Source organism: Streptomyces hygroscopicus subsp. hygroscopicus (assembly GCF_001553455.1).
GTDB lineage: Bacteria > Actinomycetota > Actinomycetes > Streptomycetales > Streptomycetaceae > Streptomyces > Streptomyces hygroscopicus.
In genome coordinates this window covers 15,650-28,785 of sequence record NZ_BBOX01000251.1, presented here as the reverse complement: position 1 = coordinate 28,785, position 13,136 = coordinate 15,650, and the positions used below count along the sequence as shown (strand labels likewise).

Genomic DNA, 13,136 nt, shown 5'->3' with positions numbered 1-13,136 from the left:
AAATGAAACGCGAAGGTTAGAGGCTCGCCCCAAAGTGGCTGACTAAAGCCCAAGACCGGGAAGTTAGCTGGTGGCGTGGTGTGTCAAGGCGGGTCCAGCATTCGCACCAGTAGCCGGGGCGCAGCGTGGGATTCAGCATGCGGCGGCTTCCGTCTTGGGTGCGCGGAGTTCGGCTGTGACGGTGTGGCCGTGCTTGTTGCCGGTGATGTCCAGGCGGCTGGCCAGCGCCATGACGATGCTCAGTCCGCGGCCGTGGGTGTCGTAGAGATCGGCGTCGGTGAGGTGGGGCTCGGCGGGGCGTCCTCCTGCGTCGGTGACGGAGATCGCCACCGCGTGCGATGAGAGCGCCAGTGTGAGCTGGAATGTGCCGAAGTCCCGGCCGCTGGCGGTATGGGTGAGGGCGTTGCTGCCCAGCTCGCTGACGATGAGTTCGGCGTCGTCCGCGCAGGGGTGTCCGCTGAGGATGTCGCGGGTCAAGCGGCGGGCGCGGGTGATCTCTTCTCGGAAAACATGGGCAGATCAGGCTCGGCCCGCATGGTCCAGTCGATTCACGCCGTGCTGCGGAACGCCCTGGAGCACGCCGTCCGCGAGGAGCTGATCATGCGGAACGTCGCCAAGCTCGTGAAGACCCCGGCGCCCTCGTACCGGACCGGCAAGGGGCTCTCACCCGCCCAGGCCAAGCTGGTGCTCAAGGAACTCCGGGATCACCGCCTGCACGCCCTCTACGTCCTGGCGCTGCTCCTCGGCATGCAGCGCGGCGAGCTGCTGGGCCTGTGCTGGTCGGCGGTGGACCTGGAGCGGGGCACCCTCACCGTGCTGACCAACCTCCAGCGCGTCGGGGGAGAGCTGCGGCTTGTCCTCCTCAAGACGCGGTCCTCCGAGCGCACCATCCCCCCTCTCCCGCCCCTCGCGGTCTCGCGCTCCGTGCCCACCAGGAGCGTCAGGCGCAGGAGCGGGCGGCGGCCGGCATGGCCTGGCAGGAGAACGGGCTGGTGTTCCCGTCCCGAATAGGGACGCCGTTCGAGCCGGACAACCTTCGCCGGAGCTGGGACCCGGTGCGGAAGCGGCTCGGCCTGGATCTGCGCTTCCATGATCTCCGCCACACCTGCATCACGCTGCTGCTGGATCTTGGGGTCCCGGTGCACGTCGTCCAGCAGATCGCCGGACACAGCGGTCACGGGGTGACCATGCAGGTCTACGCCCATGCCTCGCTCGATGAGCAGCGGAAGACCCTCGCCCGCTTGGAGGGCAGGCTGTCGTAGTCCCACGGTGATTAGGCTGACCAGCTTTCGCAGCACAAGCCCCCGCGTTACGAACGGGGGCTTGTGCTGCGCATTCGCATGCGTCAGGCCGACGGGAGACTTGGGGCTTCTACACGTCGCCACCCTGTTGACGCATCCCAGCAGACGGCCGTCCCCCAATCGCCGATCTTGCCCAGCCATACGGTCGTAACCTCCGCTGGCAGGTTCGGAGCCGTCGTAGGGAGTTCGCCGTCTCTCCACAGCGAGAGGAAAGGGCCTAAGGAACCCCGGTGTAGCCAAACGAAGGCATGGCGGCGGCTTGCGCCTGAGCGAGCCAGCTTGTCCAGCACGTCTCTCTGCGGGGCATCTGTGAGAAAGTCGGTCAGCAAGCTGGCTATGTCAGCGTCGCCCGGGACCGTGAAACCGCGCAGCGCGGACAGCAAGATCTCTGGAGACCGTGTCGACGGCATGGTCTCGGCCTGGTGCACCCCAAGTGAGATGAGCTTGTGTCGCGGGTTCTCCGCAGGCGCGAAGGGATAGCTGAAGTCTCGATGTGCGTCGACCCGGTGCACGCCCATGGCTTCCAACTCCAGCAGCGCAGGACCAACGGCCTGGCGCAGCAACTTGTAGGGGCCCCGACGAGTTCGCCGACCGTCTTCTCTCCGCTGGCCCCAGATGGCGCTGTCCTCGTCCACCAAGAGTGACCATGTTTCTTTCAGGCCGTCATGGACGCGGGAGGTGGAGGTCGAGAAGAACCGGGCACGCGCAGCCTCGTCTGCCATCGCGTCCCGATCAGCCCACTGCACAACCTCCACGGCTTCTCGTCCTGAAGCGGGTAGCACCCAAAAGTCGTGTGCTTTCTCCAGCGCCCCAACGTCCCAGCGCTCGGTCGGTGCTCCCAAGGCCGTGCCGACGATGTTCCTGGCGGCTCGCTCCTCGTAGCGTTCCGGACGCTCTCCGTCCTTGTTTCCCATTTTGCTTGTCTATCGGAGGATCAATGGTGACTGCCACCGGTTTCCAGTAAGAGGGCCAACGCGGTGCGTGACGGGAAGCACCCAGTGCTGCCAGGTCTACGCTCACGCCTCGCTCGATGAGCAGCGGAAGGCGCTCGGTCGTCTGGAGGACCGGTTGGCGTAGATCGGGTGATCCGGCGCCGCTGGCGTCAGCCGTAGGCGTCACAGCCAACGAAGAAGCCCCCTCCGGATGACCCGGGAGGGGGCTTTGCCCTGGTGAGGGCTGCGGTGGCTGGGGCCGGGGTCGAACCGGCGACCTTCCGCTTTTCAGGCGGACGCTCGTACCAACTGAGCTACCCAGCCGCAGCGGTCCTGACGGGATTTGAACCCGCGGCCTCCACCTTGACAGGGTGGCGAGCACTCCAAACTGCTCCACAGGACCTTGCGTGTACGAGCACGATTCTCGCACATGGTGGCGTGTGCTCCTCATCGGATGTCCCGCTGTGGATTCACACCTTGCGATCTTCGAATCGGGGCCTTGGTCTTTCTCCGCCGCGTCGATGTCGCTGGATCAGCGTATCAGACCTCCGACCGTGTTCTGACCGCTCACCGGACGGGTGGGGACGAGACGGGACGGGCGGAAAGACGGGGCCGCACGCGGTCGACGTCTCGCGGTGAGTCACCGTCGCGGGGGGCCTCCTCCGGGGCGTCAGGGCTGGCCGCCGCGCTCCAAGGGGATCTTCTCGCCCGCCTCGACCGCGACCGGCAGCCGGTTCTCGGTGGGTGGCAGGGGGCAGGTCGCCAGGTCGGTGTAGGCGCAGGGGAGGTTCGTGGCGCGGTTGAAGTCGAGGGTGGCCTTGCCGGCGTCGTCGGGGGCGGCGATCTGGAGGGAACGGTTCGCCGCGTACGTGGTCACGCCGGAGGTCGCGTCGGTGAAGAGCACCATCAGGCTGCCGGGGCGCTTGCCGTTGAAGGCGGTGAGCCGGAAGGTCTCGCCGTCCAGCTCGAACTCGACCTCGCCGGGTGCGTCATAGACATGCTCCAGCCCCTCCACCGCGGCGCCCACGGTCACTGCCCGCGGTTCGTCGAACGGGAGGTAGCGGCCGGTGCGGACCCAGCGGGGGTCGGGGGTGTAGGCGGGGGTGCGGGTGAAGTCGGTGCGCAGCGGGTTGCCTGGGTGACGGGGGCGGATGATGTCGTTTCCGCCGCGCTTGGCGACCTCGATCACCGCGTCGCCGTACCCCGGATACAGGCTGGCCCGCTCGGCGATCACACCGAAGACGTACCGGCCGTGCACCGGCGTGCCGTCGACGGTCAGCTCCTCGCCCTCGGCCAGCTCGACCACCACTCCTTCCGGGCCGCTCGACCAGGCCCCGGGGGCGTCCTCGAAGCGGGTCGGCTCCGGGCTCAGCCACCGCAGACTGGTGATCGCGAGAAAGCCGTGCGGACTGGCGAGCGCATCTTCGTGGTCGCGGTGCCACCGCTCCCACTCCTCGGTGAAGCTGCTCCGATCAACGTCCTGGACGGTCATATGCGCTCCCTCGTGTGGGCCTGCGGCGAGTCCACCCGCTACAACCACGTCGGGGAGGAAGTCATTCCGGGAGTTCCGGGAGTTCCGGGAGTTCTGGGAGTTCCGGGAGTTCTGGGAGTTCCGGGGGCGCCTGGGGGTGCTGGGAAGTGCCGGAGGTACGGAGGCGTCGAGAGTTTCCGGGTGGCGAAAGTTTCCGTTCCGGGTGTGTCGGGAGCTTCCGAGGACGCGGAGTCGCCTGTGCGAGGAACAGGGAAAAGTCACCGGCAGGTACGTTTCGACCTGCGGTGACTTAAATAAGGTGGTGCCCCCAACGGGATTCGAACCCGTGCTACCGCCTTGAAAGGGCGGCGTCCTGGGCCACTAGACGATGAGGGCCGATGGCCCACCTGGGCGCCTCGCGGCGCTTTCGGGGACGCGAGAAGCATATGGGATGCCGGTGAGGTTCGCCAAAACGGTTTACGGAGTGGTGGGCGTCGGCGTGGCCCCAGGGCGGTTCTCAGCGGGCAGATGGCGGCTGACCTCCGCCTTCGCCAGGCCCAGACCGCCCAGATCGATCTCGTCCCACGCCTGGAGCCGTCGGGTGTCCCGGTCCAGGTAGAGGACCGACGCCTGCACCTTGTCCGGTGTGCCGTCGTCCACCGCGCGCAGCCCGCTGCCGCCCGTCGAGCCCTCGGTCATCAGCCGGGTGCCGCCCGGCAGCACCTGCGTACGGCGGTGATGGACATGGCCGGTGAGGGCGAGCGGCACGGTGCCGTCGGTCTCCCGGGCGGCGATCGGGTTGTGGGCGAGGGCGATGTCGACCGGGGCGCCGGCGGCCTTGCGGGCGCGGATCGCCTCGGCCAGCCGACGTCCGGCGCTGTGCTCGACCGCGTCGCCGGCCGCCGCGGCGGACCGGTCGGGGGTGAACTGCGGATCGCCGATGCCCGCGATCCGCAGCCCGCCGACGGTGACCACCTCACCGTTGTCCACCACATGTGCCCCCTTGAGCCCGGCGAGGTAGCGCTGGGTCGACGCCGAGTCGTGGTTGCCGCGCACCCAGACGTAGGGAGCGCCGAGGTCGGATACGGGCTCGAGGAAGCCGTTCTCGGCGGAGGTGCCGTGATCCATCGTGTCGCCCGTGTCGATGATCACGTTGATCTTGTACTGCCGCACCAGCGACTCCACGATGTGCCACGCGGCCGGATTGAGATGGACGTCCGAGATGTGCAGCACCCGCATGGTGGTCGGGTCGGGCTGATACGCGGGGAGCGTCGAGGTCGCCTCGTAGAGCTGGGTGACATTGGTCACCAGCCGGGCCAACTCCCGCTGGTAGACGTCGAAGTCGGCCACGATGCTGCGCGCGTTGCCGACCATCGAGGGGGCGCTGGAGAGCAGCCCGGAGTAGCGCGGTTCCAGTACGGACTTCGGGTTCCAGGTCGCGTACACCGCCGCCCCGGAGGCGGTCAGCAGGGTGAGCGCGAGCCCTCCGGCGGCCAGTGCCCGGCGCGGGCGGCGGTAGACGGCCAGGCCCAGCGCGGTGGCGCCGAAGACGACGGCGGCGCAGGAGCGGAACGCGAGGTCGAGGGTGCCGTGCGTGATATCGCTCGCGACCTCGTCCTGGAGCCCGGAGAGCCGTTCGGGGTGATCGACGAGGGCCTGGGACCGGACGGGATCGAGCCGGTCCACCGCCACGTCCAGGCGGAGCGGGGCGTGGTGGCTGTCCAGTTCGAGCGCGCCGAGCGGGGCCACGTTGATCTTGGTACCGCCGGTGAGGGACGGCCGCAGCGCCATCCGGGTGTCCATCGGGCCCACGGAGATGTGGACGCTGCCGACCACCAGCAGCCCGATCCAGGCGCCGAGGACGGTGACGGCGGCCAGCCCGGCGGCGCGGACGAGGGGGCGGGGGCGCGCGGCGGGGTCGAGCGCCGTCGTGTTGGGCGCAGTCGTGTTGGGCGCCGTGGCGTCGAGCGTCGTTCTGCCGAGCGACGTGTGGGCGGTGGGGTGGAGGGCGGTGGGATCGAGGGTGGTGGCCGGGGAGGGGGTGTGCGAGGGGCGGCGGAAGCGGCGAAGAGGGGAGACGGCCGCGGTACGTGCGCGCTGAGCGGTGGCACGGAGCAGCCGGAGCGGTTCGCGGGCCATTGGTCCCGTATGCCCGGCCGCGCGGAGGCGTATGCGTGGGCGGCGACGCCGGTGGTGGCCCGGTGCCGGTGTGGCTGTGGTGGCCTGCGGTGCGTCTGTGGCCAGGGGTCGGGGATGGGTGGCAGTCGGGGGTGGGTGGTGGTTGGCGGTGTGGGGGTGGCCTGCGGTGTGGCGGTAGTCGGCTGTGAGGCGGTGAGCGGCGGTCGGGGTGGCCGGCTCGTACCCGGGCGGCTGCGGTGCGCCCCTCTTCGGCCGCCGCGCCCCGTTCGTCCGCCCCCCGGCGCCAATACCTTGGCGCGGGCCGCGCCTTTCCGGCCCCGACTGCCTGACAATGGCCTCGTGCTGGAGATGACGCGCGAGGAGTTCGAGGAACTGGTCGCCGAGGCGCTGGACCGGATCCCGCCGGAGCTCACACGGCTCATGGACAACGTCGCCGTGTTCGTGGAGGACGAGCCGCCGACGGACGATCCCGAGCTGCTCGGGCTCTACGAGGGGACGCCGCTCACCGACCGGGGCGAGTGGTACGCGGGCGTCCTGCCGGACCGGATCACCATCTACCGGGGGCCGACGCTGCGGATGAGCCAGACGCGCGAGGACGTGGTCCAGGAGACGGAGGTGACCGTGGTCCATGAGATCGCGCACCACTTCGGGATCGACGACGCCCGGCTGCACGCGCTCGGCTACGGCTGACCCCGCCTGCGGCTGAGGCCGCTTGTGCCGAGGTCCGTCTGCGGTCGGCGTCCGCGTGTGGTCGGCGTCCGCGTGTGGCCGAACCCCGCTTGGACCGACCTACGCCTACGTCGGGCACCGATGCACGCTTACGTCGGGGTCCGCCCGGCACCGACCTACGCCTGCGTCGGGCACCGAGCCTCGCTTACGTCGGGGCCCGGGTGCGGCGGGCACTCGCGTGTGGCCGAACCCCGCGTGGCACCGAGCCACGCCTACGTCGGGGCCCGGCTGGGACCGACCTCGCCTACGCCGTGCACCGATCCACGCTTACGCCAGGGTCCGCCTGGCACCGACCCCCGCGTGTGGCCGGTCCCCGCGTGTGGCCGAACCTCCCCTACGGCCGACACTCGTCTACGGCCGACGCCGGACGCGCGGTCTACGCGGCGGACCGGGTCCGTGTCGTATGCGTGTCCTGTGACGGGCGGGGCCAGTTGGGCATTGCGTCACATCCCTGCCGCCTGGAGGTGTCCCGCGCATGCCCGGATCCCCCGTTCCTCGCACCGAACGTTCCCCCCGGACCTCCCGGCGCGCCCCCCGCGCCGTGGCGCGCGCCACGGCGGCCGTGACGCTCGTCGCCGTGGCGATGACGCTGGGCGGTTGCATGAGCGTCTCCGACGACCCCGAGCGGCCGGACAAGCACCGCGGCTCCCACCAGAAGGGCGAGGCGGCGGACACGGGCGGCGCCGTGGTGCGGTCGGATGGCAGGGGGCATGCGTACGCGGACTCCGGACGGGACGAGAAGGACGGCAAGGGGAAGAAGAAGGGCGACAAGCGGAAGCACGGCGAGGACCGGTCCGCCTCGGCCTCCGCGGCCGATCCCGAGACCGTCCCCTCCGCCCCGTCCGGCAAGCACGGGTCCCCGCACCATCGCCCGGCCCCCACGCCGCCTCCGCAGCCGGGCGGCGCCACCCCGTCCGACGCGCCGCCCGCGCCCCGGCCGTCGAACCCGCCGCCGAGCGCGCCGGACCCGAAGCCGACGGAGGCCGAGCCCCAGACCCCGCCCGCCTCCGCTCCGGAGCAGCCGGCGGACTAGGCCCAGCCCAGGCGGATCTGCGGCGGCGGCGGGCGAGGTCCGGTCCCGGCGGATCTCCAGCGGCGGCGGGTTAGGTCCGGCCCCGCGGTGGGTCTGCGGCGGACCTACCGCCGGTCTACGGCCGGTCTCCTGCGGTCTCCGGTGACCGATCTTCGGCCATTCGCCGGTGGCCGGTCTCCCGGCCGGTCTCCGGGGACCGGCCACCGGTCGAACTTCGCGGGCCCGCCACGCCCGGCCCGGCGCCCCGGCCGCCGCTGGGATGCGCCACCGGCCACCGCCTGGCGGCGCCCCCCGACCAGCCCCTCGGTGAGCCGCGTCACCCACCACCCCGGACCGCACACCTAGTGACGAGATCCAGCGCGAACGGAGCGCATTTGCTCTTGAGGGGGGAAGGTGCGTATGGTGGTAGATCGTTTGATCCCATTTGCCCGGCGCCTCGTAGAAGTGCGCCGTGAGGCGCGTTCCTTGCCATCCCGTGGCTGACCGCATAGAGGCGGTCGTTTGCGACATACACGGAGTTTGGGCGCGTGCCGAGACTCCGGAAGGTTTCGCATTTCGCATGTCCGTTTCCACTGACCACGCCGTCATGCCCGTCCTCGATGAGCCGACCGAGCAGGTCGCACCGACTGAGCCGACCGAGCCGACCGCCCCGATCGAGCAGATCGTGTCGTCCGAGCAGATCGCACCGACCGACTCGACCGAGCGGGCCGAGCAGGCCGAGCGCGCCGACCAGACCGACCAGTCGCCGTCAGCGGCGGCATCGGCGACGGCGTCGGTGACGGCGCCGACGGCGGCGACGTCTACGAAGGCGTCATCCGAGCAGCCCGCCGCGGAAGCCCCCGAGACCCCTAAGGCACCCGACATCACTTTCGCCGACCTCGGCCTCCCCGAGCAGATCGTCCGCAAGCTCGCGCAGAACGGCGTCACCACGCCCTTCCCGATCCAGGCCGCGACCATCCCCGACGCCCTCACCGGGCGCGACATCCTCGGCCGTGGCCGCACCGGCTCCGGCAAGACCCTCTCGTTCGGCCTTCCGCTGCTGACCACGCTGGCCGGCGGGCACACCGAGAAGAAGCGGCCCCGCGGCCTGATCCTCACCCCGACCCGCGAGCTCGCGATGCAGGTGAGCGACGCGCTGCAGCCGTACGGCGATGTGCTCGGCCTCAAGCTCAAGGTCGTCTGCGGCGGCACCTCGATGGGCAATCAGATCTACGCGCTGGAGCGCGGTGTCGACATCCTCGTCGCCACCCCGGGCCGGCTGCGCGACATCATCGAGCGCGGCGCCGCGTCCCTCGACAAGGTGCAGATCTCGGTCCTCGACGAGGCCGACCAGATGGCCGACATGGGCTTCCTGCCCGAGGTCACCGAGATCCTCGACCTGGTGCCGCAGGGTGGGCAGCGGCTGCTGTTCTCCGCGACGCTCGAGAACGAGATCGACACCCTGGTCAAGCGTTACCTGGTCGATCCGGTCACCCACGAGGTGGACCCGTCCGCGGGCGCTGTCTCGACCATGACCCACCACGTGCTCGTGGTGAAGCCGAAGGACAAGGCGCCGGTCACCGCCGCCATCGCGGCGCGCAAGGGCCGCACCATCATCTTCGTCCGTACGCAGCTGGGCGCCGACCGCGTCGCCGAGCAGCTGTGCGACGCGGGCGTACGCGCCGACGCGCTGCACGGCGGCATGACGCAGGGCGCCCGCACCCGCACCCTGGCCGACTTCAAGGACGGGTACGTGAACGTGCTCGTCGCCACGGACGTCGCGGCGCGCGGCATCCACGTCGACGGCATCGACCTGGTGCTGAACGTGGACCCGGCCGGCGACCACAAGGACTACCTGCACCGCTCCGGCCGTACGGCGCGGGCGGGCCAGAGCGGCACCGTCGTCTCGCTGGCCCTGCCGCACCAGCGCCGCCAGATCTTCCGGCTGATGGAGGACGCGGGGGTGGACGCCTCCCGTCACATCGTCGGCGGCGCCGGAGCCTTTGACGAGGACGTGGCCCGGATCACGGGCGCGCGTTCGCTCACCGAGGTGCAGGCGGAGGCGGCCTCGAACGCCGCCAAGCAGGCCGAGCGCGAGGCGCAGGACCTCACCCGGGAGCTGGAGCGGGCGCAGCGGCGTGCGGTCGAGCTCCGCGAGGAGGCCGACCGGCTGGCCGCGCGGGCGGCGCGCGAGCGCGGCGAGACCCTGGCTCCGGCGGAGTCCGCGGCCGAGGCCGGGGCGGCGGCGGTGGCCGAGGCCGCGGTGACGCTGCCGGCGCAGCGTACGGCGGAGCCCGAGGCCGTGCCCGCCACCAGGGCCGCGGAGGCCCCCGAGGGGACGGGTGCCGCCGAGGCGCCGCGCCGCTCCTCGTACGACCGGCGGGACAACGACCGGGGTGGCCGTTCCTTCGACCGCCGGGACAACGACCGGGGCTTCGGCCGCGACCGCCGTGACGACCGTCGCGACGACCGGCGTGACGATCGCCGGGATGACCGCTCGTTCGGCCGTGACCGGCGGGACAACGACCGGAGTGGCCGTTCCTTCGACCGGCGGGACAATGACCGGGGCTTCGGCCGCGACCGCCGTGACGACCGTCGCGACGACCGGCGTGACGATCGCCGGGATGACCGCTCGTTCGGCCGCGACCGGCGCGACAACGACCGGGGCTTCGGGCGGGACCGCCGTGACGAGCGCCGTGACGACCGGCGTGACGACCGCTCGTTCGGCCGCGACCGCCGGGATGACCGTGGCGGCTTCGGCCGGCGCGACGACCGCGGTGGCCGTCCGTACGAGCGCCGCGACGACCGCGGCTTCGGCCGGGACCGGCGGGACAACGACCGGGGTGGCCGTTCCTTCGAGCGCCGCGACCACAACCACCGTGGCGGGGACCGTCCGTTCAACCGGGACCGTCGCGACGACCGCCCGGCCCGCCGTGACGACCACCGGGGCGGCGGTACCGGCGGCCGTTCGTACGAGCGCTCCCACGGTTCGTACGACCGGTCCTTCGACCGGCGCGCCGACAAGCCGCGCTGGAAGCGCAACGGCTGACCGGGACGGGGGCCCGGGATGGCTGACCGGGGCGGCTGATCACGGAGCCGGGTCACCCAGCCGGGTCACCGAGCCTGATCACGGAGCCTGATCGGCGGCTGTTCGGAGCGCCTGATCGGGGCTTCACGAGGGCCGTGCAACGCCGCGTCGTTGCACGGCCTTTCGCTCCCGGGGGGTATTGGCTCGGGCGTTGGCCCCCGGCCGAGCTATGCTGCGGGGGTGCGGGTCATTAGCTCAATTGGCAGAGCAGTGGACTTTTAATCCATTGGTTCAGGGTTCGAGCCCCTGATGACCCACCTCGGAAACCGCAGGCACCTACCGGTGACCTGCGGTTTCTTCGTTCCCTGGGCGTCCGCGACCCCGTCTTCCGGGGCCCGTGGCCGGGGCGGTCCCACTCGCCTCGTACACAAGATCGGGTCTCACTCGACCGGCGCTTGAGCGGATGCCGATCGGCACTCGACCGCAGAGTCTGAACCTGCTGCTGCTCAGGAACCCGTAAGGAGACGGCTCGTGCGACTCTCGACAACGATCCGGGGGTTGATCCCCGTCATGGCGCTGGCGGTATCGGCATGGGCGGTCTCCGCTCCGGCGTCCGCCGAAGGGAAGGGAGACGGGGGAGGGAACGGTGAGAAGGCGGTCCCGGTGCCCTGCGGAGACGCGGCGGCGCTGGTGGCCGCGGTGAACGAGGCCAACAGCTCGCCCTTTGGCGGGGCCGTCGTCCTGACCACCGGGTGTGTGTACACGCTGGGTTCCGCGGCGTACACCGGCCCCAACGGTCCCGACGGACTGCCGCTCATCACCCGTGACGTGACCATCACCGGGATCCAAGCGACCATCAGACGCAGCGCCTCCGCCGCGGACTTCCGGATCGCGGAGGTCGCGCCCGGCGGAAGCTTCACGGTCAACGGCGTGGCCCTCTCGAACGGCCGGGCGACCTCGGGCGCGGGCACCGACGGCGGTGGCATCCTCGACCGGGGCTCGCTGCAGCTGACCCAGTCCACGGTCACGGGCAACACCGCGAGCAACGTCGGCGGTGGCATCGAGATCGCCCCGGGCGGTACGGCGGTGCTCTCGGCCAGCGACGTGACGCAAAACGACGCCGGGGACGGCGGCGGTATTCACGTCAATACGTCGGCCACGCTCAGCGTCTCGGGCGGCACGATTTCCGACAATACCGCGGACAGTTCGGGCGGCGGTCTGGGAAACTACGGAACAACGCTGCTGAACGCCGTCACGGTGCAGCACAACGGGACCACGAACTTCGAGGGCGGAGGTATTGTCACCTCGGTCGGAGATCTCACCATCAACGGCAGCCAGATCCTCGGGAACACATCCGGAAGTTATGGCGGCGGTCTCGCCAATCTGGGGAGCACCCTGCGTGTGCTGTCCACCACGGTGTCCGATAACACCGCCACGCTGAATGGTGGCGGCCTGTTCCAGCACGCGGGCACCACACAAATGACCGGCGACAATATCATTGGTAATACGGCCAACGGCGGTCAGGGCGGCGGGATCTTCACCGACGGCGGCTCGGTATCACTCAGCGCGACCACGGTCTTGGGCAACAACCCCAACCAGTGCGTGCCGGCCCTTACGGGGTGTGGTGTGTAGGGCAGGCTACGGGGCGCGGTGCGCACGGCGCACCCGTCCGCGTCCGACCCGCTGAATGCCGCGGCGCCCCCGGAGACGTGCTTCCGGGGGCGCCGCGGACTCGACCGTGGGATCAACGCGTCAGTGCTTGCAGTCGTGCTTCTTCGCCTTGGCCTTGACCTTGACGTGGGCCTTGGCCTTGTGCTGCTTCTTGGGCTTGTGCACGTCCTTGGCCTTGTGGTGCTTCTTGGCCTTGTGCGAAGCGTGGCCCTTCTGCGATTCGTGGCCCTTCTGTTCGTGGGCCTTGTGCGATTCCTTGGCCTTCTGCTGCTGCTTCGGCGGGTTCTGGTGCACGACCACGACCGGGGGTTCCTCGACCGCGACGTTCGCGCACTTGGAGCCGATGTCGGTGTCGCCCGTCGGGGCGGTCACGGAGGTGATGAGGGTGAGACCGGTGGACGTGTCGCAGTCGTTGCTCTGGAAGGCCGAGCCGCTGTTGGTGAAGTTGAGGCAGTCCGAGCCGAGGTTGAGGTCGCCGGTGGGGGCGGCAGCGGCCGTGTGGGTGGTGGCGCCGGTGGACGTGTCACAGTGGTTTCGCTGAGCCCCGCCGGACTGCGGGAAGAGGCCATGGGCGCTCGCGCTAGCGGCGCTGCCGACCACCATGGTGCCCGCGGCCGCCGCGGCCATGAGAGCTGCCTTCTTGCCGATCTGCATTGTTCTGGTGCCTCCATATCGGGTTCTCCGCGAATATCCGCAGACACCTTCTCAACGACATTTCAGAAGATGGGGATCCGGGATTACCGGCAGCATCACCCGTCTGCCACAGTAAAGGTATATTAAGCAGGTGCGGAAGTCGGTGAAATTGCATGTGCCGGGATCGCGGAAAATGAAAACGCGAACGCGACCCCGGGGA

General features: G+C 70.3%; 11 protein-coding genes and 4 tRNA genes. 7 read left to right on the top strand and 8 right to left on the bottom strand.

From position 1 onward, the window contains the following. Window positions 1-132: 132 nt before the first annotated feature. Window positions 133-477, bottom strand: a complete 345-nt coding sequence (locus tag AXW62_RS24555) for an ATP-binding protein (protein ID WP_252368716.1) — start codon at window positions 475-477, stop codon at window positions 133-135. A gap of 57 nt (window positions 478-534) precedes the next feature. Here AXW62_RS24555 and AXW62_RS46050 point away from each other — a divergent pair, with 57 nt between their 5' ends. Both AXW62_RS46050 and AXW62_RS46045 read left to right on the top strand, forming a co-directional pair. Then, the gene (locus tag AXW62_RS46050; RefSeq protein ID WP_252368714.1) at window positions 535-1,011 is read left to right on the top strand and encodes a site-specific integrase; all 477 of its coding nucleotides are present in this window, start codon (window positions 535-537) and stop codon (window positions 1,009-1,011) included. Then, window positions 993-1,262: a tyrosine-type recombinase/integrase gene (locus tag AXW62_RS46045; protein ID WP_252368713.1), complete on the top strand. Its 270-nt coding sequence runs from the start codon at window positions 993-995 to the stop codon at window positions 1,260-1,262. The genes AXW62_RS46050 and AXW62_RS46045 overlap by 19 nt, the downstream gene beginning before the upstream one ends. Window positions 1,263-1,345: 83 nt before the next feature. Here the strand turns inward: AXW62_RS46045 and AXW62_RS24545 are convergent, their stop codons facing one another. The 6 genes from AXW62_RS24545 to AXW62_RS24520 form a co-directional block, all read right to left on the bottom strand. Next, on the bottom strand, window positions 1,346-2,215 hold the full coding sequence (locus AXW62_RS24545) for a hypothetical protein (protein WP_159060951.1): 870 nt from the start codon (window positions 2,213-2,215) through the stop codon (window positions 1,346-1,348). Between the two features lie 268 nt (window positions 2,216-2,483). After that, window positions 2,484-2,557: transfer RNA gene (locus AXW62_RS24540), tRNA-Phe, on the bottom strand. A gap of 4 nt (window positions 2,558-2,561) precedes the next feature. After that, window positions 2,562-2,636: transfer RNA gene (locus AXW62_RS24535), tRNA-Asp, on the bottom strand. A 267-nt stretch (window positions 2,637-2,903) separates the two neighbouring features. After that, window positions 2,904-3,725: a DUF1684 domain-containing protein gene (locus tag AXW62_RS24530; protein WP_060946408.1), complete on the bottom strand. Its 822-nt coding sequence runs from the start codon at window positions 3,723-3,725 to the stop codon at window positions 2,904-2,906. Window positions 3,726-4,024: 299 nt separating this feature from the next. Continuing rightward, window positions 4,025-4,100: transfer RNA gene (locus AXW62_RS24525), tRNA-Glu, on the bottom strand. A gap of 81 nt (window positions 4,101-4,181) precedes the next feature. Continuing rightward, on the bottom strand, window positions 4,182-5,843 hold the full coding sequence (locus AXW62_RS24520) for a metallophosphoesterase family protein (protein WP_060946407.1): 1,662 nt from the start codon (window positions 5,841-5,843) through the stop codon (window positions 4,182-4,184). Between the two features lie 339 nt (window positions 5,844-6,182). On the opposite strand from AXW62_RS24520, the gene AXW62_RS24515 reads away from it, so the two are divergent. From AXW62_RS24515 to AXW62_RS24495, 5 genes are all read left to right on the top strand, one after another. Further along, the gene (locus AXW62_RS24515) at window positions 6,183-6,533 is read left to right on the top strand and encodes a metallopeptidase family protein (RefSeq protein WP_030836022.1); all 351 of its coding nucleotides are present in this window, start codon (window positions 6,183-6,185) and stop codon (window positions 6,531-6,533) included. 514 nt (window positions 6,534-7,047) lie between these two features. Next, window positions 7,048-7,605 carry a hypothetical protein gene (locus tag AXW62_RS24510; RefSeq protein ID WP_060946406.1) on the top strand — a complete coding sequence of 186 codons (558 nt, stop codon included), beginning with the start codon at window positions 7,048-7,050 and terminating at the stop codon, window positions 7,603-7,605. A gap of 559 nt (window positions 7,606-8,164) precedes the next feature. Then, the gene (locus AXW62_RS24505) at window positions 8,165-10,633 is read left to right on the top strand and encodes a DEAD/DEAH box helicase (RefSeq protein WP_060946405.1); all 2,469 of its coding nucleotides are present in this window, start codon (window positions 8,165-8,167) and stop codon (window positions 10,631-10,633) included. A gap of 223 nt (window positions 10,634-10,856) precedes the next feature. Continuing rightward, window positions 10,857-10,929: transfer RNA gene (locus AXW62_RS24500), tRNA-Lys, on the top strand. A gap of 214 nt (window positions 10,930-11,143) precedes the next feature. Beyond that, window positions 11,144-12,244, top strand: a complete 1,101-nt coding sequence (locus AXW62_RS24495) for a right-handed parallel beta-helix repeat-containing protein (protein ID WP_060946404.1) — start codon at window positions 11,144-11,146, stop codon at window positions 12,242-12,244. A gap of 120 nt (window positions 12,245-12,364) precedes the next feature. Here the strand turns inward: AXW62_RS24495 and AXW62_RS24490 are convergent, their stop codons facing one another. After that, window positions 12,365-12,937: a hypothetical protein gene (locus AXW62_RS24490; protein ID WP_060946403.1), complete on the bottom strand. Its 573-nt coding sequence runs from the start codon at window positions 12,935-12,937 to the stop codon at window positions 12,365-12,367. Window positions 12,938-13,136 lie beyond the last annotated feature (199 nt).